This window comes from Pseudoalteromonas sp. T1lg24, assembly GCF_002964745.1.
Lineage (GTDB): Bacteria > Pseudomonadota > Gammaproteobacteria > Enterobacterales > Alteromonadaceae > Pseudoalteromonas > Pseudoalteromonas spongiae.
In genome coordinates this window covers 704616-727077 of sequence record NZ_PQCB01000033.1, presented here as the reverse complement: position 1 = coordinate 727077, position 22462 = coordinate 704616, and the positions used below count along the sequence as shown (strand labels likewise).

The 22462-nt window shown below is 41.9% G+C and carries 19 protein-coding genes; 12 read left to right on the top strand and 7 right to left on the bottom strand.

Annotated elements, in window-relative coordinates:
* Genes C2M30_RS15355 through C2M30_RS15330 form a run of 6 tightly spaced genes read left to right on the top strand, consistent with a single transcriptional unit; the run spans position 1 to position 3801 of the window.
* Entirely contained in the window at positions 1-405 is a 405-nt protein-coding gene (locus tag C2M30_RS15355) for a MotA/TolQ/ExbB proton channel family protein (protein WP_105172299.1), read from the top strand.
* Positions 393-800, top strand: a complete 408-nt coding sequence (locus C2M30_RS15350) for an ExbD/TolR family protein (protein WP_105172298.1) — start codon at positions 393-395, stop codon at positions 798-800. The genes C2M30_RS15355 and C2M30_RS15350 overlap by 13 nt, the downstream gene beginning before the upstream one ends.
* Positions 800-1486 (top strand): hypothetical protein, encoded by a 687-nt coding sequence (locus C2M30_RS15345; RefSeq protein WP_105172297.1) that lies wholly within the window; start codon positions 800-802, stop codon positions 1484-1486. The genes C2M30_RS15350 and C2M30_RS15345 overlap by 1 nt, the downstream gene beginning before the upstream one ends.
* Positions 1487-1489: 3 nt before the next feature.
* Positions 1490-2872 (top strand): tetratricopeptide repeat protein, encoded by a 1383-nt coding sequence (locus C2M30_RS15340; RefSeq protein ID WP_105172296.1) that lies wholly within the window; start codon positions 1490-1492, stop codon positions 2870-2872.
* A gap of 9 nt (positions 2873-2881) precedes the next feature.
* Positions 2882-3340, top strand: a complete 459-nt coding sequence (locus tag C2M30_RS15335; RefSeq protein ID WP_105172295.1) for a DUF2799 domain-containing protein — start codon at positions 2882-2884, stop codon at positions 3338-3340.
* A 14-nt stretch (positions 3341-3354) separates the two neighbouring features.
* A complete protein-coding gene (locus tag C2M30_RS15330) occupies positions 3355-3801 on the top strand; it encodes a DUF2799 domain-containing protein (protein WP_105172294.1) in 447 nt (148 codons plus the stop codon).
* A 34-nt stretch (positions 3802-3835) separates the two neighbouring features.
* On the opposite strand, the gene C2M30_RS15325 is transcribed toward C2M30_RS15330, so the two are convergent.
* The gene (locus C2M30_RS15325; RefSeq protein ID WP_105172293.1) at positions 3836-4729 is read right to left on the bottom strand and encodes a LysR family transcriptional regulator; all 894 of its coding nucleotides are present in this window, start codon (positions 4727-4729) and stop codon (positions 3836-3838) included.
* A 140-nt stretch (positions 4730-4869) separates the two neighbouring features.
* Between C2M30_RS15325 and hutH the strand changes: the two genes are divergently transcribed.
* Together hutH and C2M30_RS15315 are read left to right on the top strand one after the other, a co-directional pair.
* Positions 4870-6369 (top strand): histidine ammonia-lyase, encoded by a 1500-nt coding sequence (hutH, locus tag C2M30_RS15320; RefSeq protein ID WP_105172292.1) that lies wholly within the window; start codon positions 4870-4872, stop codon positions 6367-6369.
* A gap of 10 nt (positions 6370-6379) precedes the next feature.
* Complete coding sequence (locus C2M30_RS15315) at positions 6380-8389, top strand: urocanate hydratase (protein ID WP_105172291.1); 2010 nt, start codon at positions 6380-6382, stop codon at positions 8387-8389.
* Positions 8390-8475: 86 nt separating this feature from the next.
* Here C2M30_RS15315 and C2M30_RS15310 read toward each other — a convergent pair whose 3' ends face one another.
* The gene (locus C2M30_RS15310; protein ID WP_105172290.1) at positions 8476-9762 is read right to left on the bottom strand and encodes a sensor domain-containing diguanylate cyclase; all 1287 of its coding nucleotides are present in this window, start codon (positions 9760-9762) and stop codon (positions 8476-8478) included.
* Between the two features lie 228 nt (positions 9763-9990).
* On the opposite strand from C2M30_RS15310, the gene C2M30_RS15305 reads away from it, so the two are divergent.
* Positions 9991-10899 (top strand): histone deacetylase family protein, encoded by a 909-nt coding sequence (locus C2M30_RS15305; RefSeq protein ID WP_105172289.1) that lies wholly within the window; start codon positions 9991-9993, stop codon positions 10897-10899.
* A 48-nt stretch (positions 10900-10947) separates the two neighbouring features.
* Positions 10948-11166 (top strand): TIGR02450 family Trp-rich protein, encoded by a 219-nt coding sequence (locus C2M30_RS15300; protein WP_105172288.1) that lies wholly within the window; start codon positions 10948-10950, stop codon positions 11164-11166.
* 22 nt (positions 11167-11188) lie between these two features.
* Here C2M30_RS15300 and C2M30_RS15295 read toward each other — a convergent pair whose 3' ends face one another.
* The 4 genes from C2M30_RS15295 to C2M30_RS15280 form a co-directional block, all read right to left on the bottom strand.
* On the bottom strand, positions 11189-12346 hold the full coding sequence (locus tag C2M30_RS15295; RefSeq protein WP_105172287.1) for an NAD(P)/FAD-dependent oxidoreductase: 1158 nt from the start codon (positions 12344-12346) through the stop codon (positions 11189-11191).
* 5 nt (positions 12347-12351) lie between these two features.
* Positions 12352-14478, bottom strand: a complete 2127-nt coding sequence (locus tag C2M30_RS15290; protein ID WP_105172286.1) for a LodA/GoxA family CTQ-dependent oxidase — start codon at positions 14476-14478, stop codon at positions 12352-12354.
* Entirely contained in the window at positions 14478-15878 is a 1401-nt protein-coding gene (locus C2M30_RS15285; RefSeq protein WP_105172285.1) for a hypothetical protein, read from the bottom strand. The genes C2M30_RS15290 and C2M30_RS15285 overlap by 1 nt, the downstream gene beginning before the upstream one ends.
* A gap of 225 nt (positions 15879-16103) precedes the next feature.
* Positions 16104-18326, bottom strand: coding sequence for an exonuclease domain-containing protein (locus C2M30_RS15280; protein WP_105172284.1), 2223 nt, complete (start codon positions 18324-18326; stop codon positions 16104-16106).
* A 90-nt stretch (positions 18327-18416) separates the two neighbouring features.
* On the opposite strand from C2M30_RS15280, the gene C2M30_RS15275 reads away from it, so the two are divergent.
* Both C2M30_RS15275 and C2M30_RS15270 read left to right on the top strand, forming a co-directional pair.
* The gene (locus C2M30_RS15275) at positions 18417-19898 is read left to right on the top strand and encodes an FG-GAP repeat domain-containing protein (protein ID WP_105172283.1); all 1482 of its coding nucleotides are present in this window, start codon (positions 18417-18419) and stop codon (positions 19896-19898) included.
* Positions 19899-19962: 64 nt separating this feature from the next.
* A complete protein-coding gene (locus C2M30_RS15270; RefSeq protein WP_105172282.1) occupies positions 19963-20685 on the top strand; it encodes a substrate-binding periplasmic protein in 723 nt (240 codons plus the stop codon).
* 546 nt (positions 20686-21231) lie between these two features.
* Here C2M30_RS15270 and C2M30_RS15265 read toward each other — a convergent pair.
* On the bottom strand, positions 21232-22461 hold the full coding sequence (locus C2M30_RS15265) for a NupC/NupG family nucleoside CNT transporter (RefSeq protein ID WP_105172281.1): 1230 nt from the start codon (positions 22459-22461) through the stop codon (positions 21232-21234).
* Position 22462 lies beyond the last annotated feature (1 nt).

Below are 22462 nucleotides of genomic sequence, written 5' to 3'. Positions count from 1 at the left end.
ATGGATTTATCTGTGTATTTAAAACTTTTCACTAACGCTGTAGTTTGGGCGTTACTGGCGGTTGCCATATTCAGTTATGGCAAATTGTTATCTCTACTGTTTTTTATCAAACCTAATAAAGCATGGCTAATGCGTTGTAATTATTGGATAGCAGCATTAAAAACTATGCTAGCAGCCTTACCGTTACTGGGGTTACTTGGCACCATTAGTGGGCTTTTAAGCACTTTCAATTTTATGTCGCTTAATAACGGCCTAGATATGCAAGAGATGGTAAGTGGTGGTATTGCAAGCGCCATGTACACAACTCAACTCGGGCTCGTATTTGTGGTGCCAGGTGTCCTGCTTCATACCCTTTTAAAAAGCAAGGTAGCCGCTTGGCAAGTGGAGGCAGTATGCGTTCGTTAATAGAGCAAAAAATAGAAGACAGTAAAAACCAAGAAATCGATTTAGCCCCCTTACTGGATGTGGTGTTTATTCTACTTATCTTTTTTATTGTAACTACCGTATTTGTTAAAGAAACCGGTGTTGAAGTTGATAAACCCAGTGCTGTTTCGAGCCAACAATTACAAAAATCGGTGCTTATGCTCGCCATTACTGATGCTGGGCAAGTGATGTACGCGGGCACAAATATTGGGGTTGCAGGTGTAAGAGCCACTTTAATGCAAGCAAGTAGAACTAAAGCGCGCCCTTTAGTCATTCAAGCTGATAAGCGCGTGCCAACAGAGCTCTTGGTAAAAGTGATCGATCAAGCAAAGCTTGCTGGGGTTGAAAACATCAGTTTGGCAACTCAGGTGAAATGATGGCAACACTCAGTTTAGCTAAATCGCCCAGTAACACTGTATTTAGTTTTATCGCACCTTGGTGTATCAGTGCCATATTAGTTGCTTCACTTGTTTATTTACTGCATGTGCTTAAAGAAACACCAGAACTACCCGAGGCAACACTTGTGGTGCGCAAAATAGATGTCGCATTGCCAACGCCACCACCTCCGCCACCACCGCCAATGCGAAATCAGGCAAAAAGCAGTGACACTGCACAAACCAGTTTAAATATTGTGGGTTTAGGTGATGGTCCTCAGGTGAATTATGCAGATAAACCTAAAATGACATTGCCAAAAGTGCAGTCGTTGGCATTACCTGAATTTACGATGGACGCCAATATTATTCAGCAGCGATTGGCACTCGACATGCCTTTAATGGCGGTAGAGAAACTTGATCAGGTACCACAGGTTGTGAAGCAAAAGTACTTTCCACCACCGCTGTCAATTCGGCGTAAAGGCATTAAGCGAGTTTCAACAGAAGTTGAGCTGATAATCGATCAAACCGGTAAGCCTTATATTAAGCGCATCACCGATCCAGTTTACCCAGAAATGGTCGAAGTGATCCGCAATTGGGTAGAGCATGCACGTTTTAGTATTCCAAAAAAAGATGGCCAACCTGTGCAAGCAATTTATTTATATGGCATTCATTTTAATTACGGCAGATAAACAATGAATAAACTAACCCCCTTATTTTTTGCTTCGTGCGCTTTTATTGCTGTAAACAGCTTGCCTAGTAACGCAAGTAATTCAACAAGCAAATTTAAAATTGAAGTAGAACAACCAACATTTGTCTTGCCTCAATTTGCAGGACCCTACAGTGAAAAAGAGGCAAATATTGCCCCTGAAGAGTTAGAAACTGCAGAGCGCCTTCGCACTCTTCTAGAAAGTGGCGACAAGCAAGCAGTATTAAAAGAACTTGAAGCTTTTTATGACATTGAACTTAGTGTTGCTATGTTGATGTTAAAAGCGCAGCTTTATTTTGCTTTAGAAGATTATGAGAAGGCTGAAAAAACCTATCTTGCATCTCTTTCAAGAAGCCCGCAGTTAGTTCGCGCACACAGTGATTTAGGGCAGCTTTATTTAATCAAAGATGATCAACAAAAAGCGCGAGAGTATTTTGCTAAAGCCATTGCGCTTGGCGCAAATGATGCGGTGGTTTATGGTCAGCTTGCTTATCTTAATTTAACGCTCTATGGCCCTTACTCAGCAATTAATGCTTACCAGCAAGCACTGGCTATTGAACCTGAACAAGAGCAGTGGCAACAAGGTTTGTTTGTGGCGCTTACTCAAGCAAAAATGTATCAGGCGGCTGCAGCATTACTCAGTGAGCTAATTGCAAAATCTCCTAATGACAGTAAGTTATGGTTAAATCAGGCGATTTTAGCACTTGAACAAAATGATGGTCGCGCCGCATTGGCCTCATTAGAGATGGCTATTTTACTTGGTGATAAGCGAGAAACTAATCTAAAAACCGCAGCACAATTGCATTTGCAACAAGACAGTTTTGAGCGCGCAGTCGAGCTTATCAACACCCATTTATCACAATACGATTTGGATTTGACCAGTTTAAATACTTATCTTACTTGGTTATCACAGCGTGGCCTTTGGCAACAAAGCAAAACAATTCTGGCATCCCTTAATAGCAAACTGGCGACATTTGATGCACAAACCAAAAGTGTTATTTATTTGCATAAAGCCTTACTTAATAGCGAAACTGCCAACATTAATGGTGCCGAACAAGCGTTTAAACTAGCGTTAGATGCAAATCCAAATCATGGTCAGGCGTTAATTGCTTATGCCGATTTCCTAATTGATAGAAAGTTATTCACACAAGCCGAAACACTGTATTTGCGTGCAGAAGCGCTAAGCGATTGGCAAAAACAAGCAATGCTGAGTCGTGCGCAATTGTATGTTGATATTCAAAAGTACGATGCTGCGCTTAGCGTATTAAAAAGTGTGACAAGCCGTTTCCCTGAAACTCGTGGTATTTCAGAGCAAATTACCTTGCTTGAAAATATTATTGTGACAAAAAAACAACAAGCTGAAATTTAAGGAAGAACAATGAGAAACAATCTGAATCTGGGTTTAATAATTGGTTTTATGGCATTGGCTGGCTGTCAATCTACCCCAACAGACAATGAATTTGTCTGTAGCACCCAAACTGATTGGCATCAATTAGGGTTAACTACTGCGCAAAAAGGGAAAAGTGTTCGTGCTTTTGATAACTATAAAGCACAGTGTGGTGATGCGTTACCTCAAAATGCGCAAGATTTATATCTCGATGGCTTTACCATTGGTATTAAAGAGTATTGTACCTATGAAAATGGCTTTGAACTGGCACAAAAAGACATTGAAAACCCTAATGTGTGTCCATTTGAAATTCGCGCAGAATTTGATAAAGGCTATAAAATTGGCTACCTCGATCGCCGTGAAAAGAAAGAAAATGCTGACTATGCTGAGCGCGAATTGGAAAGAAGAGCACTACAAAACCGTAATGGCCAGTCTTCTACAGGGCAATAGGATAAGAGCTTATTATGAATAAACACGTTGTTTTAATAATGGGTATTGCAACTCTAGTGGGTTGCAATACCACCACTAGCCAAGTTGAATGCGATAACTCAATAGATTGGATATCGCTTGGTAGTGAAGTGGCTCTTGCTGGAAAATCGGTGCGTGAGTTTGATAAATACAAAGCAAGCTGCGGTGATGGTTTACCTAGCAATGCGCAAGCATTGTACTTGGATGGTTATACGGCAGGCATCCAACAATATTGTAGTTATGAAAATGGCTTTAAACTTGGTGAAAAAGGTATTCCTGATCCGCAAATATGCCCATTAGAAATAAGAGCAGAATTTGATAAGGGCTTTAAACTAGGTAGTCTTGACCGCCGTGAAAAACAGCAAAACACAGAGCTTGCTGAACGAGAGAAAGATCGCGCCCTAATCTCATCAGGCTCAGCTATGTCATCTGTAGGTGGCTGAAATCACATTTTAAAAGGTAAGCACGGATTAAACGCTAGCGATGGCAGCGTTTAATCTCTTCAACAAGCGCTTTGGCAAGCGGCGAAACTGAGCTCATTTTTTTAGTGATTAACATTACAGGGATTTGATAGTGGTATTTCTCTGGGTGAATTGCTTTAAACACGCCTTTATCAACCCAGTAATTAGCGTAGTGCTCTGGTAGATAGCCTATAAAGGCGCCGGATAAAATCAAATGTGCGATACCTTCATCATGATAGGCGGTTGCACTATTTTGATAATTAAGGCCATCATTTCGCACTTCTTTATCTCGCATATAGTTTGAGGTAATCACCTCGGCTTGTTTCAATAACTTATTGCGCTCATTCGGTTTACAATCAAAAAGGGCATGCCCTTTGGCGCAATAAAGATAATTGGTTTCGTTATGTAGTGGGAAGTAATCTAAACCACGCAAATGATGGCGACTTACACCAAGCCCTACCAGCGAGCGTCCATTTACTACAGAAGTTTCTACTTCCCTCGCCTCACACACATTGATATCAAATTGAATGTTATCGCTTTTTTGCTTAAGCTCGCGGATCACCTCACTAATGCCGCAGCGTGGATCGCTTACCATGGTATCAATCACCGAAATTGTCACGCGGCCTGATAGCTCATTCTTAGAGCCTGCAACTGTGGTGGCAAACGCTTCGCACTGTTGTAATAGCTCAAGGCTTGCTTGATAGGTAATACGGCCAGGCTCGGTGAGTTCAAAACCGCTGCGCCCGCGTTTACATAATTTGATGCCAAGGCGCACTTCTAAATCTGATAAATGTGAGCTAATGGTCGAACGGCCAATGTTCAGTCGAGATTCTGCGGCAGAGAGCCCGCCACATTCCACAATAGCAACAAATATGCGCAATAGGCGCAGATCAACGTCATGAATTTGCATCTTTTTTAGCCTTGTTTTTTAGTTCGATAATATCGGAATAAGCATCGATAATTATGCATTTATAAAACTTGGGTCGCAAGCTAACATTACCCTATTGACTAATCATCACAGTTAGATGACTAAAACGTTAGGAGACAACAATGACGTTTAAATACGGCGTAGATCGCCTGAATATTGATATTGTAAATGGCATTGCCGATGGCAGTGTTAAAGCTGAGCTTAGCCAAGAAGCGATTGATAAAATTAATACCAGCCGTCAACGCGTAGACAAAATGGCTGCATCAGATAAAGCGGTTTACGGTATTAACACTGGCTTTGGTCCACTGTGTGATACGCAAATCACCCCAGCAGAAACAAACCTATTACAAAAAAATCTGCTGATCACTCACGCAGTTGGCGTTGGTAATCCAATTGCTAAATCGATTTCTAAATTAATGCTGATCACTAAAGTGCATGCGTTAAGCCAAGGTTTCTCAGGTATTCGCCTTGAAACCGTTGAGCGTATGCTGAAGTTTATTGAGCTTGATTTAATTCCAGTCGTACCAGAGCAAGGCTCGGTGGGTGCATCAGGCGATTTAGCGCCATTATCGCATTTATTCTTACCACTTTTAGGTGAAGGTGAGTTTTGGGTAGGTGATGACATTGTGCCTGCGGCAAAAGCGCTTGCTGATAATGGGTTAGAGCCAATGGACCTGCATGCTAAAGAAGGTTTAGCGCTGATTAACGGTACTCAGTTTATTTTATCTCATGGTATTACTGGTCTAACTAAGATGCGTTACTTACTTGACCTTGCCGATGTTGCAGGTGCAATGAGTATTGAAGGTATGCAAGGTAGCCAATCGCCATTTAGAGAAGAGCTACATGCAATTCGTGCCTTTGCTGGCAATGTTGAAGTAGCAACACGCATGCGTCGTCTATTTAAAGATTCGCAAAATATGGCTGATCATACCGACTGCGACCGCGTACAAGACCCTTATTCGCTGCGCTGTATTCCGCAGGTGCACGGTGCATCACGCAACGCTTATAACCACTTAAAAGAACTTGTTGAAATTGAAATGAACTCGGTCACTGATAACCCAATTGTGATCAGTGAAGAAGAAGCAATTTCAGGCGGTAGTTTCCATGGTCAGCCGCTGGCAATGGCTCTTGACTATGCGTCAATTGCAGCTGCTGAATTGGGCAATATTTCAGACCGCCGTTGTTATTTATTGCTTGAAGGTTTACACGGTTTACCGCGCCTACTAACTACATCTGGCGGCCTAAACTCAGGCATGATGATCCCACAGTACACCACAGCGGCGCTTGTAACCGAAAACAAATCATTGTGTTTCCCACCGTCTGCGGACAGTGTGCCAACGTCAATGGGTCAGGAAGATCACGTGTCGATGGGCAGTATTTCGGGCCGTAAACTTAACCAAATTCTTGGTAATCTTGAGAAAATCTTCGCAATTGAGCTAATGTACGCAGCACAAGCCGTTGACTTTAGACGCCCAAATACTTGTTCAGATATTATTGAACAAAATCATGCGCTCATTCGTACTAAGGTTGCGAAATTAGAAGAAGACAGACTATTAAAGCCTGATATTGATGCCATGGTTGAGTTTGTAACATCTCAGGCATTTACTGTTACGCTTAATTAAGGATAACTGAATGAACTTACAAGAATTTCAAAATAGCATAAAACAGGGTATCCCAAGCGAACTGCCTGCGCCTAAAGCATATCCTGCAGGCGCTAACCGTGCGCCAAAGCGTAAAGATATTTTATCGGTTGAAGAAAAACAGCTAGCGGTACGTAATGCGCTGCGTTACTTCCCGAAAGAGTGGCATGCGGAACTAGCAGAAGAATTTGCGCAAGAACTAAAAGATTTTGGCCGTATTTATATGTACCGCTTTAAGCCTAACTATGAGCTAAAAGCACGTTCAATCTCTGACTACCCTGCTAAATGTGAGCAAGCTGCGGCGATCATGCTAATGATCGATAATAACCTTGATCCAGCAGTGGCACAGCATCCAGAGGAACTTATCACTTACGGTGGTAACGGTGCGGTATTCCAAAACTGGGCGCAGTACTTACTTGCGATGAAGTACCTAAGCGAAATGGAAGAAGACCAAACGCTACATATGTATTCAGGCCACCCAATGGGTTTATTCCCATCGTCTAAAGATGCTCCACGTGTGGTTGTAACCAACGGTATGATGATCCCGAATTACTCAAAGCCGGATGACTGGGAAAAATTCAATGCATTAGGTGTAACGCAATATGGCCAAATGACAGCAGGCTCATTTATGTACATTGGCCCACAAGGTATCGTTCACGGTACAACCATTACGGTGATGAATGCATTCCGTAAAGTACTTAACAAAGGCGAATCACCAAAAGGTAAGATCTTCTTAACTGCCGGTCTTGGCGGTATGAGTGGTGCACAGCCAAAAGCCGGTAACATTGCTAACTGTATTACTGTATGTGCAGAGGTGAACCCGAAGGCGGCAATTAAGCGTCACCAACAAGGTTGGGTAGATGAGCTGGTAGATAATATGCCAGACCTAGTTGCCCGTGTGCGTAAAGCGCAAGAAAACGAAGAAGTGGTGTCGATTGCGTTTATTGGTAACGTTGTTGATGTATGGGAAAGCTTCTTAGCTGAAGATATTTTTATTCATTTAGGTTCTGATCAAACGTCGCTTCATAACCCTTGGTCAGGCGGTTACTACCCAGTTGATATTAGCTATGAAGAATCAAATCGCTTAATTCGTGAAGAACCAGAGCTATTTAAAGAAAAAGTACAAGCAACGCTTAAGCGTCATGCAGATGCTGTGAACAAACATACAGCAAAAGGCACTTACTTCTTTGACTACGGTAATGCGTTTTTACTTGAAGCATCACGCGCAGGTGGCGATGTAATGGCTGAGAACGGCATTGACTTTAAATACCCGTCATATGTGCAAGATATTCTTGGCCCAATGTGTTTTGACTATGGTTTTGGCCCGTTCCGCTGGGTGTGTACTTCAGGTAATCCTGAAGATTTAGATAAAACCGATGCAATTGCGGCAAAAGTGCTTGAAGAAATTATGGCAAACTCGCCTGAGGAAATTCAGCAGCAGATGCAAGACAACATCACTTGGATCAAAGACGCGAAAGAAAACAAGCTAGTGGTTGGTTCACAAGCGCGTATTCTTTATGCCGATTCTGAAGGTCGTATTAAGATTGCAAATGCCTTTAACGATGCCATTGCGCGCGGTGAAATTGGCCCAGTGGTACTTGGTCGTGACCACCACGATGTATCAGGCACAGATTCACCATTCCGTGAAACATCAAATATTTACGACGGTAGCCGTTTTACTGCTGATATGGCTATTCACAACGTGATTGGTGATGGTTTCCGCGGTGCAACTTGGGTGTCTATCCACAATGGCGGTGGCGTTGGCTGGGGCGAAGTGATCAACGGTGGTTTCGGTATGTTACTTGACGGTAGTATTGATGCCGAGCGTCGTCTTAAGTCAATGCTACTGTTTGATGTAAACAATGGTATCGCACGTCGCAGCTGGGCACGTAACGAAGAAGCTAACTTTGCAATTAAACGTGAAATGGAGCGTACTCCTAAGCTTAAAGTCACGCTTTCACAAAATGTAGAAGACGATATTTTAAATAAACTAGCGTTTTAAAACTGCTTAAAAATTTAGCAAAAAGGCCATTCTAAATGGCCTTTTTTGTTGCTTAATCGGATGTTAAATCTATTTGCTAATTTAAACTAAACTTCAAAGCGGTTTTTACCTGCGCGCTTAGCTTGATACATTTTTTCATCGGCAGTACGAATAAGTGCCTCTAATGTATCGCCGCTATCAGGGTAATAAGCAATACCTAAGCTAGCACTGATATTTACTTTGTTACCCTGCCCGACTGCATCTTTAATTTGATAGTCTTTCGCGATTTCGTTGATGGCTTTTTCAGCGAGCCTAACCGCGTCTTGTTTGTTTGCAAGATTTGGCAGGCAAATTAAAAACTCATCGCCACCTAAGCGCCCTACTGTGTCTGATTCTCTGAATGTGCTTTTAAGTCTAATCGCTACTTGCTTAAGTAATTCATCACCACTACTGTGTCCATAGCTATCATTTACCTGTTTAAAACCATCTAAATCGATAAACATCACAGCCAACAGCGACTCATTGCGTTTTGCTTGTTTTAGCGCGCTTGCTAGGCGCTCTTTAGTGAGCCATACCGAAGGTAATTTAGTTAGAGGATCGAAGTGCGCAATTTTCTTAAGCTCGTTTTTGGTGTGTTTGAGCTCTTCAATAGTGTCATGAAGCTCGGTAATGTCATATTCAGTAACAAGAAACACATAATCGCCAGTTAAGGGATGGCGACTAATGCGAATATCAACGTTATGTCGTTTTTCACCAAGCTTGGTAAGCATTATGTGCTCTTGGCAACCTGCTTTGTGTTGCTGAGAGTCAATTAAGCGTTTTTTCCCCTCATTTGGATTGGCAAAACGCAGCTCAAAGTCACTGATAGTGTCTTGTTTTATTGTTGAATACCACTGCGTAAACGCGGGGTTTTCGAACAGCCGCTTACCCTGCATATCGTAACAACTCACTGCAACAGTGGTGTAACGCATCGCTTCTGCAAAAAGCAGGTTTTCTGGTTGGCTGGTGGCATCCATTTGTTCGCTAATAAAGGCAATAATGCCGCGGTGCTTTTCTGGGCCCAGCAACACAGCTACATGACGCATTAACATCACTTTTGGCTCACCATTAGGGTAAGTTGTCCAAGGGTCGTTAGTTAAGCCCTCTTGTGTGGCTTTTACAAAGGTTTGTTCGGTGCGCTTGCGTGCGCCTTCGGTATCAGCGGATAAGTCTTTGTCGATGAGTTGTTGCACATCGCTTAGTCCCCAAAAGTTAAGGGCGTGATGATTGCCCCACCAAAATCCATGACGGTCTAAGTCAAATACCCAAATAATATCGGGCGAAAAGTTAAATCCACCCAGTTCCTGTGGTGATGTAATAATTGGTAAGTGATCGACAGCGACATCTTGATACACAAAAAGACTCTAGCATTTAGTTGTTTAGAATATATTACTTAATTTGATAGTGGTTGCCAGTAGATTATGGTGGCAATTAATGCATTTTTTAAATCAATAGGTGCATGTAATTCCCCCACTTTGCTGCGCAATTATTCTGATGAACAGGTATGAATAATAGTGTTTTGGCAAAGACGCAGTGCCTTGTTTCAGTTACACTATCAATTATAACAATTTACCAAAGACACAATGACCAATCCCAACTTACCCCTTGTTTACCATCCTAATTATTCATTTAGTTTTGATGAAAAACACCGCTTTGTAATGAGTAAATTTGCACGTCTTTATCAATATTTAGATAGCAAAGGGTATATCAATCAGCGCAACTTATATCAGCCGCCAGTAGGGGATTTTAAACCGATGGAATTAGTGCATTGTGAAAGTTATGTATATGACCTCTTTCATAACCAACTTGATAGCAAGGCGATGCGACGCATAGGTTTGCCATGGTCAGAACAATTAATGGCACGCACCTTTACCGCACCGTTAGGTACGCATTTGGCGGCTGAACTTGCGCTTGAACACGGTATCGCCTGTCATTTAGCTGGGGGCACGCATCATGCTCATTATGATTTTGGTTCAGGCTATTGCATGGTAAATGATTTGGCCTACACAGCAACACGGCTAATTAATGAAGGTAAAGCGCGAAACGTACTCATCTTTGATTGTGATGTGCACCAAGGCGATGGTACTGCGGCGATGCTTGCCCATAACCCTTATGTGTTTACCTGTTCAATTCATTGTGAAAAGAACTTTCCTTTTCGTAAGCAACACAGCGACTTAGATATTGGCTTAGAGATAGGGTTAACTGATCTTGATTATTTAAATATCGTATCAACTAATTTAAATGACTTAATTGAACAGCTAAATCCCTCGCTGGTTCTTTACGATGCTGGTGTCGATATTTGGCAACAAGATACCTTAGGTAAGCTTGATATTAGTTGGCAAGGTATCGCAGAGCGTGATTATGCTGTGCTTGAGATTTGCCAGCAAAAAGGTGTGCCAGTAGCCACAGTGATTGGTGGTGGCTACGATAAAGATCATCAGCGATTAGCAGAGCGTCACGCTTTAGTTGTTGAGCAAGCAGCTCGCTTCTAAAAGTGACCGCAATTAAGTTGGAAATTTTAATTTTGGTTTCGAGATTTTATGCAACATACTCTTTCCCCTAATAAACTCTTACACAGTAAATGGACGGCAGTGTCACCGCAAAATAAAGAAAAGCATTTTATGGTAACCAGTGTTGAATTTGATGAAGAAAATAACGTGGTTGAATGCATTATTGAAGCGGTTTTAACCAAGCGTGAGCAAAGTATAAACTGGCGCAGCTTGAAAGATCCCAAAGTGTGGAAAATGGGTTGGCAATAGGTTTAGCTGTTGCCAGCTCAGGTTAGTTAGCAACTAAGCGTCGTTGCCAAAATTTGGCGTTGGGGTATTTATTTGCGCCTCGTTGATAATGTTGCTGATGCAATGAAATAAATGCATTAAAGTCATTAAATACCAGCGATTGATAGTCTTCCAAAGAGTCTTTTTGTGGTGCTTCAAGCCACTTTTTTACCGCTTTTGCCGCGACACCTGCGTGCTTTAGCGATTTCGTAATTCCTGCCGACGAAATCGAATCGTAACTTGATGCTGCGTCCCCAACAGCAAGCCAATTATGCCCAATCACGTTCGATAAAATGGCAGATGGTGCCGCTTTAGCGTAAAGCTTTACAGGCGTTTTTGTTTTATCTTGCAAAAACGTTGTGCATTGCTGAAAAAACCAGTTATTGGCTTTTAAACAATTTAACCAATTCTCATAGCAAGTTAGCTTTTGTGTTTTTAACTCCGTTGCGTCAGTACATAAGCTGATAATAGCCCTGTTGTTTGGCAAGATAGCACCGTACCACCATCCATTTGGGTCGCTAGCAACAAGAGTATGTGTGGTACTAGCCGATGTGTGTTCAAGTTCAAAAAAGGCGCAGGCTGAAATCACGTTATCAAACACGTTATTGCTAATATTTAGGCTCTTTGCTGCAACTTGGTGCTGCCCGGTTGCATCAATTAAAAAATCGCATGTTATGCTGGTGGTGTGATTATCACAGTGTAATACGTAACCTTTTTTTGATGAATCTATTGTCGATACTTTAGTGTTTTCGAAAACTGTTATCCCCCTAGTTTTGCATAGTGCAATAAGATCGGCGTCGAAATGTTTGCGATCAAGATGAAAGCCCTTTCCGACTGGTGAAATAAAAAAGTCATTATAACCGGTTACTTCATCTGCCCACCTAGATTTACTACCGGGGCAAACTAAGTGTTTATTGCTAGTTAGAATGTGTTCAGCATCGAGTTCTCTTAGGTAAAAACTCGCGGCGGGCGGGATTGTTTCGCCGATACTTGGTGCAGTAGCTTGTGGCGCGCAAATAAGTATTATTTTTACGCGTTTGTTACTTAAGCTGAGTTTTTTTTCAAGGGCAAGTGCGGTGGCTGAACCCGCAGGTCCGCCACCGATTATGCCTATTTGTATTATTGGCTGAGCCATAATATGTCCACTTGGCATGTCACTCATAAAGTTTACTTATCACACTGGGTTGGACCACAGCTATCAGGTGCTTTATAACCTGGTTCTGATGCTTGCGGCCATACTTCAACACCATCGCCTTTGCTTTCGAATTGGCTGGCAACTTCAAGAAAATAATCGGGTCCATAATTTTGCTTGGTGCTGTCATCATTGATTTGCAGACCTTGAATAACAAATCCAACTTTATGCCAGTTTTCAACAAAGTCGAAGTAGCATTGAAAGCGACCTTGCTGCTGTGGGTAGAGTGTTTTTGTACCATGACCCTCATCGCCGCGCACACTATAAAGTGATACGCCTTTACCCTGCCCGGTATTTGCATCGTACTTAAACAAAAACTTAGGGTAGACAGTCACAGGACGCTGCGCGGGCCAAGACCAGTACAAAGTGTTATCAGCGATTGCTTCGCCTTCCCCATTGGGGTTTGGCATCGTTGGATTTGGGTCAGGCGTGTGTGTTGCACAACTGTTGTAGTCAGTATGCCAAGGTTGCGACATAAATTTACTTAAATCGCCTGGCTCTACTTTACTGTCTCGCAGAGGAATATACCCGACCTGCAAAAAAGGCTCATTTTGAGTTGCTTTGCTGTAATCCAGCGTCGCCATATTAATGCGAAATGGCCCTGTTTTACCGTGCCAATCGGTTTTATATAAATGGGTATCACGCACAATAAAGGTTAAATCAATGCCCGGTGAATAACGTCCGCCTAAACAGTTCTCTAACACTACTTTATCGAGTTGCTCCCCCTCGCCTAGGCTCGGTGCAGTTGCATTAAACTTATTGTTGTACCATTGCATCAATAAAAAATATTGGGTCTCAGTAACTGATAAAAAGCTTTTCATTGCATCGCCAAGCGCCAGTGGCATTTTTTTACGCGTACCGTCTTCATTGTTTGGCTCGTCTTTGGTGCCCGGGGCTGATGGCTTTCTTAGCAAACTGGTAAATGACGGGATTTTTTCACTGGGGGTGTCGCTTGGTTTTATTTCTTTCATGCGCTTATGGCCCTGAATGCCTTTTTCAGGTAATGCGGTATTCCATTGTTGCAAGAAAGCTCCGTGAAATACTGGCTGAACATCACCATCGAACGAGGCTAAATGGTCATGATTAAAGCCATTGTCAAATATATTTGGCGCTAGAGCTAAATGTTGTATCCATGTATCGTAAACGTCATCCCAGGTTGATACTACATTGCGGGTTTGTGGTGCGTAACTTGGATCTGTACATACAAACCATCCGTGTACAGCCTCTTCAAACGAGCCATCATCAAAAACAATGGTGGCGGTTACTGGGCCATCAGATGTATCGTCAAACCAATCATCATTATCAATCGCACCGTTTAGTTTTGGTGGTTTGCCATCGCTAGTAATGCCGCTGGCTCTTCCAAAGCCACCCGTGACAATCAGTCTTGCGGTATTTTCTTCAATACGCATTTCACCAAGCGATGAGATTGCGCCAAGTGGGTTATACATGTCGAAAAAGTCATCTGGAAAGCTTTTTGGATAGCAGGACGCTGCGGTTGCTATTTTGCCTTCTTCAATAAAGCTATCTGGTGTTTTTTTATCGAAGCTTAAGCAGGTGTTTGAATTACTTGTAACCGAAAGGGCGCGTGGGCCCGGATCAACCACTAATTGTTGGCGGCGCATGGCTGTATTAAGGTCATCGCCAAAGTGTGGGTTTCGTACCGGAGGCGTGTTTTCATTTTGATAGGCAATAATACCTTCTTCTTGAGGCTCACCGTCAACAATGGATGTGATTGTAAAGTTGTTATTCTTTTTATTAGCGGTATGAACCTGCCAAATAATATCTTTAATCACTTTACCGCCGATATTATCGCCAATATTTATTTCACGGCCACCGTCATTTGATGGGTAAGTTGTTTGTTCGTCGTCATAAGCAAAAATGCGAAAGCGCGCCGCTTGGCGTTTTACATTGCCATGACTATCACGAAAATCGTGTTCGTCAATTGGTGTATTGTTTGTACCCGGCTTTATTGGCAAACCGCCAAATAAGCCGGTGCACTTATCAACAATTGTACCCGCAGCGGTTTCTGGGGCGATGTAATACTCTTCACTATTGCCAACACGTGCAAAGTTGATACTTGGGTGAACTCTGAAATAACTCATTATTTCTCTCCTTGAGATTGTAAGTAGGCAATTGCAGCACGTTGTTCTTTTTCTTGAGACCAGAAAAAGATATTTTGAAATGCATGGCTAATGTTTAAGTTTGTTGCTGGTAGCGGTTTTAATCCGTCTTTACTTGCAAACGCTTGTTCCGTGTTGTGGCAACGGAAACAATTGTTCATTGCGGTTGCTGATTGCGTGTAAGTTTCAATGGTGCTGTTAGAGAGTTTTAAAGAACCTGTGAGATATTCATCGGTGGCAAAGTCGAGCCCAGGTTTTAGTGGCGATACATCCGGTTTACCTGTAGCTGCTTGGTTGTTGATCCAAATTGCGCCAACTTCAAAGTAGTTTCGCCAAATACTTAAGTTATTTGGTAAGTGCTTTTTAGCGCTCGCATTCAGTGATTTTATATTATCGGTATTCGATTGTTTTTGGCCCGCTGCATTGCCGTAAGCATAGCGACGACACACTTGGGTAATCGGCGTAAATTCCTGCGTTGATTGCTCGAGTGCTAAGCCGCTAACCGCCGCGTTTTTATTGCAATTCCCAAGTTGCGTGCCTTTTTTATAAAACAGGTAATCTTGATCTGCGACAATTTGGTCAAGTGTCATGCCGTCGGGCACATCCGGTGCATTGTTATCAAATTCAAAGGTAGCCCAAATCATTTCTGGGTGATTGGCAACGACGCCACCAATATGAAAACCAACTAAGGCAAGCGTTTGCTTTTCGACTTTTGCAGGATTGATTTTGATACCCGATGGCGAGTTTTCAAACTGCGCGATGTCTTTCTCAATGGTAAATAACTTACTGGTATCGTCATCTTTACTAACGATTTTCCACGATGCTTTCAGCTCTAGTGTGCCTTTGCTGCCGATAATTGGAAACGCAGTGCGCGGGTTCATTGTGAGCACATTTGCTGGGATTGTTAAATCGGGTCCACCACTTTTACCTTGCATAAAGTCGGCAAAGGTTTGATTAATGTACTGCGAGTAATAGATGGCGCGGTGGTCTTGGTCTATTAAGATGCCATCGGTACCCGCTTGTAAATATTCGTCAAATGATGCGCCTGTATGTGGTTGTTTGCGGGTGCGTGGCGAAAGGCCTCGTTGCTCTAATCCGATTAAAGACTGTGGCGAGTCAAATCCGAGAAAGCGAGGTTGGCCATTGTCGTCATCCATTAACCATAAAAACATTTGCCATGACCATTGGTGGAAATCACAATTGTTTGGGTTTGCTGGAAAAGCACTGTCATCAGGCCTAATCACTTTGCCGTTTTTAAACCAACTCGGCTCTATTTCACATGTGTTTGATGTTTGAGCGGAACTGCTATGCGTATAACAAATGGCGAACAATATAACTGCGGGTGCGATGCGACTGAGCATGCATTTACTTGCGTGTTTCATTTTGCCTCCTAGGCGCGGTAACGATAAATCCTTAACGCTCACAAATTGAGCTACATCGATTACTCTAGTTAAGTCGCAAAGTAAGCGTTTCGTTATCACACTTTATTACAGGCACTGAGGCGAAGGAGCGGGTAGGGCAATGGAAAATTTAAGAAGTATTTTTTGTGATGGCTTATGTGAAATTAATGAGGCTTACATTGATGTAAACCCCATTTACAGTTAGGTTTATTGCTCTGCTCTTACGTGATTTATGCGCAATAAAATTTCGGCTGCAGCTTTAGCGTCATCGAGCGCTCGGTGGTGATTTTTAAGCTCAATATTAAGATCGCAGCAGAGTTTACCTAATGAGTAAGATTTAAAGCCGGGTAAATATTTACGTGCTTGCTGCACAGTACAAATTTTAGCGCGCGTGTATTTTTTATTGAGTCGGGCAAACTCTTGTCGAATAAAGCCATAGTCAAAATTAACATTGTGCGCGACAAATATAGCATTTCGGCTAAATGTATCTAACTTTTCGGCAATTTGTTCAAATTTGGGGGCGTCTTTAACCATTTCATTACTGATCCCCGTAAGCTCGGTAATCATTTTCGGGATATGACGTTCTGGATTTACCAGTGTTTGCCAGCTGTCGGTAATTTTTCCTTGTTCAACTCTTACCATACCAATTTCAGTGATGCGATGAGTATCTTTTTTTCCGCCAGTGGTTTCGATATCCACGACAACGTAATTTTGCTCACTATTAAAACGCCATTCGGTGCGCTGAATTGATACGTTAAAACCTGCGTTTATTAATTGTTTGATACTGACCAGCTGATTACGCCTTAGGCTATCGCTCGGCGCTTTTATTTCCTCAAAAAACACCTCACCCTGTTCAATATACATTAAATCAGGGTAGCCATCGCAAAGCGCTTTAAAGGTTTTACTCATTGCTAATAAATGATGTTTTATTGACTCAAATGGCGCATGTTGAATAAAGGTGGTTAACACATCTTTTAGTTCGTCATGCCAGTAGAACAGGCCATTCGGTTCACCCGAATATTGATCAATGGTGGCACTAATATAATCACAGAATTGCTGATTGCTGGTAAGTTCCGACAATTTGTGATCAATTTCTGTGTGCAACAAGTCGTAAAAATTATCTTGTTTAAGTACTTTTGGATAATACGAAAATTCATTGGCACGCTGTGATGCTGGATGCTGAAATAGCTCATGCCAAAAAGTTAATGCAAATAACGCGCGCCAAAGCTTGTTTTCGGTAAAGTAGCACAGACGATGCTGTTTGATGTAACGGTCCTTTACACCTGTTTCGACCTGGCCTATGTACGCTTCGTCAATACCAATTGGCTCGCCTGATTTTTTGAGCATATCAGTCAATACACTGGTGCGCTTTTGGTTAAACTTTTGCGCATAAAAATCCTCGGCAAAGAGCAATAAGGTTTCACTGTCGGGGTCATCTAAAATAGCCAGCAGCAAAGCTTCACACTGTGCTTTTCTGTCGCTTTTGTAGAGTAAGCGAATGTATTTTTCTCGTGCTGCAGGGTGTTGTGATCGGCTAAGCAATGTTTCACCGAGAGTAGGCTCTTGTTCGATTAAAACAACCGCCAGCTTATATAAACTGTGGTGGTACTTTTGCGTAGCTAAAAAGCCGATTGGTTTGTCGGATGCGATAAGTTGCTCTGCAAGCGTTTGCAATAATGGGATGTCGCTCTTATTGGCTTCCTTTATCGCTTTAAACTGGTTTGCGTAATAAAACGCACTTTTGGCTTCATCTTTATCGCTGAAGTTAGCTTGTTGCTGTTGCACACTTTGGGTTTGCATTACGCCTAAGTCGCGCATAGAGAATTGATTGAGGCGACCTGATAAATGGCCAAAATATAAAAACAATAAATAGTGAAACGTGTCCTGCTTGGCAAAGTAAATATGGCTTGTTAGCACCGGGCTTTTTTTAACTTGGTCGTAACTTAAAGCGTTAGACAGCGCGTTGCTCACAAAATTAAGCCATTTGTTTTTATTTGCGCTTTTTGCTGGCTTATCAATCGTTAATGAGATGCTTAAGTCGATTAAGTCTTGCTTATTAAGCTGGCTTATAAAGTCGTGAAAACAGTGTTTATTTATGCGAGATACAAAACCAACTTTTCTTAATAGGTTAATTGCCGCGCCAGAGTCAGCCACTTCACTGTAGACTAGGGTATCTTTTCGCACAAAAGGGGATTTGCGGTTTACAATCCGTACCAAAATACATTGGGCATCTTCTGGTAGTGTTGCAAACTCGGCAAAAAACGCTGTCTCGTCATCGCCTAACAGGTGTGAAGACGTGGATTTTATAAATTCGGCAAATTCGATAAAGTGCGTTAAATAATATTTTTCTGGCAGTTCTTTCATTGCATCGCTGCGACAAACATTGGCATAGCTAATATTTTGCGTTGCTACGTTCGACTTATCAATCATTTTGCACGTATTAACATTTTCTAACTAATTTGCTTTTACTGATAGCACCAGTATTTGATAGTTTATGATGACATACAGCGAGGAAGTAACATGAAAATAATAACAGCATTAGTCGTTACTCTGGGATTTGCCAGTACGTCGAGCTTGGCAAATAGCAAAAAAAATTTGTTTAATGAGGTGGCAATAGAAACCGATCTCACCTTGTCACACCCTGTCTATCCAATAGATTTATTGCCTAATCCTGGCAAAGAATTAATGCTTATCGGCACACATAGCGGACAGCAATATATTGATATTTTTGCTGCATCAGAGGCTCAGCTATATAACCGCATAAAACGTGTAAAAGTGCCTGATACTATGCTTGGTGTTGATTTTACTAAGTGGCAAGATGTCACGCAGCAGGTTTATTTATTTTCATCTAATGGCATTTATCAGTTGGCGCTTGAAGGGCCTGAGTTAGTTGTACCGGTTGTTGACACTCAAACCTACTTGAAAAAAAGTGGTGCTCAACACCTAAGCAAAATGGAGTTTGTTTACAACATTAATGATGACCAAAAAGCGGACTTTTTCACGACAGATCTTAATCACAGTTATGTGCATATTTCTGATGAGACTGGCTATCAAATGGCCAAGGTTGATTTGCCTGCACGATTAGAAATAGAAGGGCACAGTGCTGAAATTGAACCGCCTCGTTTTGCCTTTTTTGATACAAATGAAGATAACATTTCAGAGCTTATCGGCTTTGAAAATGGCTTATTGAATTTACTGCCAAGTGTTGGTAGTAATCCTGGTCAGGCGATAAAATTGCGCGATGATATTATGGTGGATGACTGGTGGCATACCAAAGATGCCGACGGTGATTCACTTGACCAAAGTAATTTAGTGTATCGCAAACTAGAGCGTGTTGTTGACGTTAACCACGATGGTATTTTTGATTTGGTGGTGCGTTATACACGAAGTAGTGGGGCGCTTGATAGGCAAAATGATTATGAAATCTACTTAGGTGCGATTGAGCAAGGAAAGTTTATCTTTCAAAACCAAACGAATTCGCTTATTCAAGATGAAGGCACATTAACCGATCTGCACTTGCTGGATATTGATAACGATAAACAGTTAGAGGCTTTGGTGTCGGGTTTTGATATTGGCGTATCACAAATTATTGGTGCGTTGTTATCGGGGTCGGTATCTCAAGATGTGCATCTTTTTTATCAAAATGAAAAAGGCGAATTTAGCCCCAAAAATAAAATTACACGAGAGGTTGAACTAAGTTTTAGTTTATCGAAAGGGCGCAGTGGTTCACCTGTAGTGCTGTTTGCTGATGTAAATGGTGATGGTAAAAAAGATTGGGTACTGTCGGATGAACAAAAAGCGTTTAACGTGTATTTAGCTAATAATAAACATAGTTTTTCTCGTCGCGCGAGCAAGTATAAAACCACCTTGCCAATGCAAGGTCGCCGTGTTGTAACAAGCGACTTGAACTTAGATGGCAAAGACGATTTGGTAATGAGCTACGGTCGATTAGATGATAAAAATATGCGTAAAACCATAAAGATATTGTTTGCGACGAGCTAAGTTTTCGTATTCAGTCAGCAAATTCTAGACTACACTTGCTAATTATTTTTCCAAGGGCACTACAGTGTTAAAAAAATTACTTACAGCGAGCTTAATAACACTTTCCTTTTCAGCTTCAGCAGGGGCTATTCGCTTTGGCTATAATCAGCAATATTCAGCGCCACATGTGATTAATAATGGAAAGGGTACAAGCGTATCGGGCATTGTGATTGATGTAAGTAATGCGATTTCGCAAGAAGCTGGGTTTATGGCTAAGCAGCTTCCTTTACCGCGTAAGCGTATTGAACAGTACCTTATTGATGGCAAAATCGATGCACAATGTCATGCTAACCCTATTTGGTACAATGCGCCCGCTATTATATGGAGTGAGGTGCTTTATTCTGATGCTGACATTATTGTGAGTGATCAGGCTATCGCCTCGCTGCAAGCGCTAAGCTCTCACAAACAGTTCAAATTAGGCACAGTGCTTGGCTATAAGTATCCTAATCTTACCGAGTATTTTGAGGCGGGTAATCTTAAACGTTTTAATAGCACCTCATCTAAAGACAGCTTAACGCGCTTTACTAAAGGCGAATTAGATGGTTTTGTTGCATCCTATAGCGAAGCGAATTACTTAACCCGACTAAGGCGTTTTAATGTGTTAGAAGTGAACTCCTATGACTTACATTGCTCGTTTTCACCTAAGCTCAATGCAGAAAAACGTCAGCGTTTAATTGATGCGGCGCATAAACTGCGTGATAACGGTGAATTTAAGCGGGTATTCGCTAAATATATTAAGCCTGAATAGTTTAATACCAATTCACTTAAGTAGCTGATCATCCTAGCGGACTAAGTATCATGCTAACTGCGTTAGAGTTTATCAATGTAGAATAACTACATAAGACAAATCTCGCCTTGTTATTATGTCATTTATCCAGCGCTATCTCTGCTCTCATACTTAACAGAATTGGTATAACGCTCAAATAGCGTTTGGTTGAGATTACATAATTGAGACAAATAAAAAGGGCCCATAAAGGGCCCTTTGGTTTTCTCTAGTATCGTTCAAATTTTTTGCCAGTCTTAACCCCTTAAGACAATTAGGCAACCCTTTGCAGGGCTCCAGTACCGGAGTGTTAATCAAGTACCTGGATTTGGGTAGCAAACAGGTTTTGCCTATTTGCTAAATAAAGCGGCTATACAAGTAACTTTATACCCTTAGGTATTAACTTAGCCTACATCCCACATGCTGTAGTTGTTGATTTAGCACATTTATCAACACACTCATTTCTATCGTGCCTGCAATAAAAACGAGTAACTACGTTGCTAAGTTAAGTTACTTCTAGCCGAGTAACCGTTATGCAATTGACAGGAAAAAGCCTGCAATCGCTGCACTCATTAGGTTTGCCATTGAACCAGCTAAAACCGCACGTAAACCTAGTTGCGCAATATCTTTACGACGACTCGGTGCCATACCACCAATACCGCCTAGTAAAATTGCAATTGAACTCAAGTTTGCAAAGCCACACAGCGCGAAAGTAACAACGGCTTTCGTGTGCTCGCTCAGCTGCGCTTGATAGTTCATAAAGTCTAAGTAAGCAACAAACTCATTTACTACAAGTTTTTGCCCGATGAAGCTACCAGCAAGCTGTGCTTCACTCCAAGGAATACCTAACAACCATGCAATTGGTGCAAAGGCGTAACCTAAAATTTGTTGAATTGTTAGATCTGGGTTATCAAACCAACCACCAATCCAGCCAACAAAGCCATTACTTAGGGCAATTAGTGCCACAAATGCTAATAGCATTGCGCCTACGTTCATTGCCAACTGCATGCCGTTTAACGCGCCGCTTGCGGCTGCATCAATCACGTTTACTGGCTTTTCTTCACCGTGATCTAAATCGTTTAGATCTTGTTTTGGTGTTTCTGTCTCTGGCACCATCATCTTTGCCATTAAGAAGCCACCCGGTGCCGCCATAAAGCTGGCTGCAATTAAGTATTTTAATTCAACACCTAAGCTTACGTAGCCTGCTAAAATAGAGCCTGCTACCGTCGCTAAACCACCTACCATAACGGCAAATAGTTCAGAGCGTGTCATCGTGGCTATAAATGGTTTTACTACCAGTGGCGCTTCTGTTTGGCCAACGAAAATATTAGCGGTTGCAGAAAGTGATTCTGGTTTCGATGTACCTAATAACTTTTGTAGGCCACCACCTAAAATTTTAATAACAAAATCCATCACTCGTAAGTGATATAACACCGCAACAAGCGCAGAGAAAAAGACAATTACTGGCAGTACTTTGATTGCAAATACAAAGCCGATGCCGTCAATTTCATCTCCCGCTAGGCCACCAAATAGAAAGCGAATACCGTCATTCGCATAACTAATAACGTTGGCAACGCCTACTGAAATACCGTTTAATACTTCACGCCCTGCAGGTACGTACAAAACAAATGCGCCGATCAGCACTTGCAGTGCAAACGCACCGCCTACGGTGCGTAAATTTATTTTTTTTCGGTTAGTTGAGCATAAAAATGCGAGCGCTAATAAGCTCGCGATGCCAACTAAACTCATTAATGAGGTCATA

Coding starts and splice junctions, on each gene's coding strand:
- C2M30_RS15355 (WP_105172299.1), top strand. CDS start 1: ATGGATTTATCTGTGTATTTAAAACTTTTCACTAACGCTGTAGTTTGG.
- C2M30_RS15350 (WP_105172298.1), top strand. CDS start 393: ATGCGTTCGTTAATAGAGCAAAAAATAGAAGACAGTAAAAACCAAGAA.
- C2M30_RS15345 (WP_105172297.1), top strand. CDS start 800: ATGGCAACACTCAGTTTAGCTAAATCGCCCAGTAACACTGTATTTAGT.
- C2M30_RS15340 (WP_105172296.1), top strand. CDS start 1,490: ATGAATAAACTAACCCCCTTATTTTTTGCTTCGTGCGCTTTTATTGCT.
- C2M30_RS15335 (WP_105172295.1), top strand. CDS start 2,882: ATGAGAAACAATCTGAATCTGGGTTTAATAATTGGTTTTATGGCATTG.
- C2M30_RS15330 (WP_105172294.1), top strand. CDS start 3,355: ATGAATAAACACGTTGTTTTAATAATGGGTATTGCAACTCTAGTGGGT.
- C2M30_RS15325 (WP_105172293.1), bottom strand. CDS start 4,729: ATGCAAATTCATGACGTTGATCTGCGCCTATTGCGCATATTTGTTGCT.
- hutH (WP_105172292.1), top strand. CDS start 4,870: ATGACGTTTAAATACGGCGTAGATCGCCTGAATATTGATATTGTAAAT.
- C2M30_RS15315 (WP_105172291.1), top strand. CDS start 6,380: ATGAACTTACAAGAATTTCAAAATAGCATAAAACAGGGTATCCCAAGC.
- C2M30_RS15305 (WP_105172289.1), top strand. CDS start 9,991: ATGACCAATCCCAACTTACCCCTTGTTTACCATCCTAATTATTCATTT.
- C2M30_RS15300 (WP_105172288.1), top strand. CDS start 10,948: ATGCAACATACTCTTTCCCCTAATAAACTCTTACACAGTAAATGGACG.
- C2M30_RS15295 (WP_105172287.1), bottom strand. CDS start 12,346: ATGAGTGACATGCCAAGTGGACATATTATGGCTCAGCCAATAATACAA.
- C2M30_RS15290 (WP_105172286.1), bottom strand. CDS start 14,478: ATGAGTTATTTCAGAGTTCACCCAAGTATCAACTTTGCACGTGTTGGC.
- C2M30_RS15285 (WP_105172285.1), bottom strand. CDS start 15,878: ATGAAACACGCAAGTAAATGCATGCTCAGTCGCATCGCACCCGCAGTT.
- C2M30_RS15280 (WP_105172284.1), bottom strand. CDS start 18,326: ATGATTGATAAGTCGAACGTAGCAACGCAAAATATTAGCTATGCCAAT.
- C2M30_RS15275 (WP_105172283.1), top strand. CDS start 18,417: ATGAAAATAATAACAGCATTAGTCGTTACTCTGGGATTTGCCAGTACG.
- C2M30_RS15265 (WP_105172281.1), bottom strand. CDS start 22,461: ATGACCTCATTAATGAGTTTAGTTGGCATCGCGAGCTTATTAGCGCTC.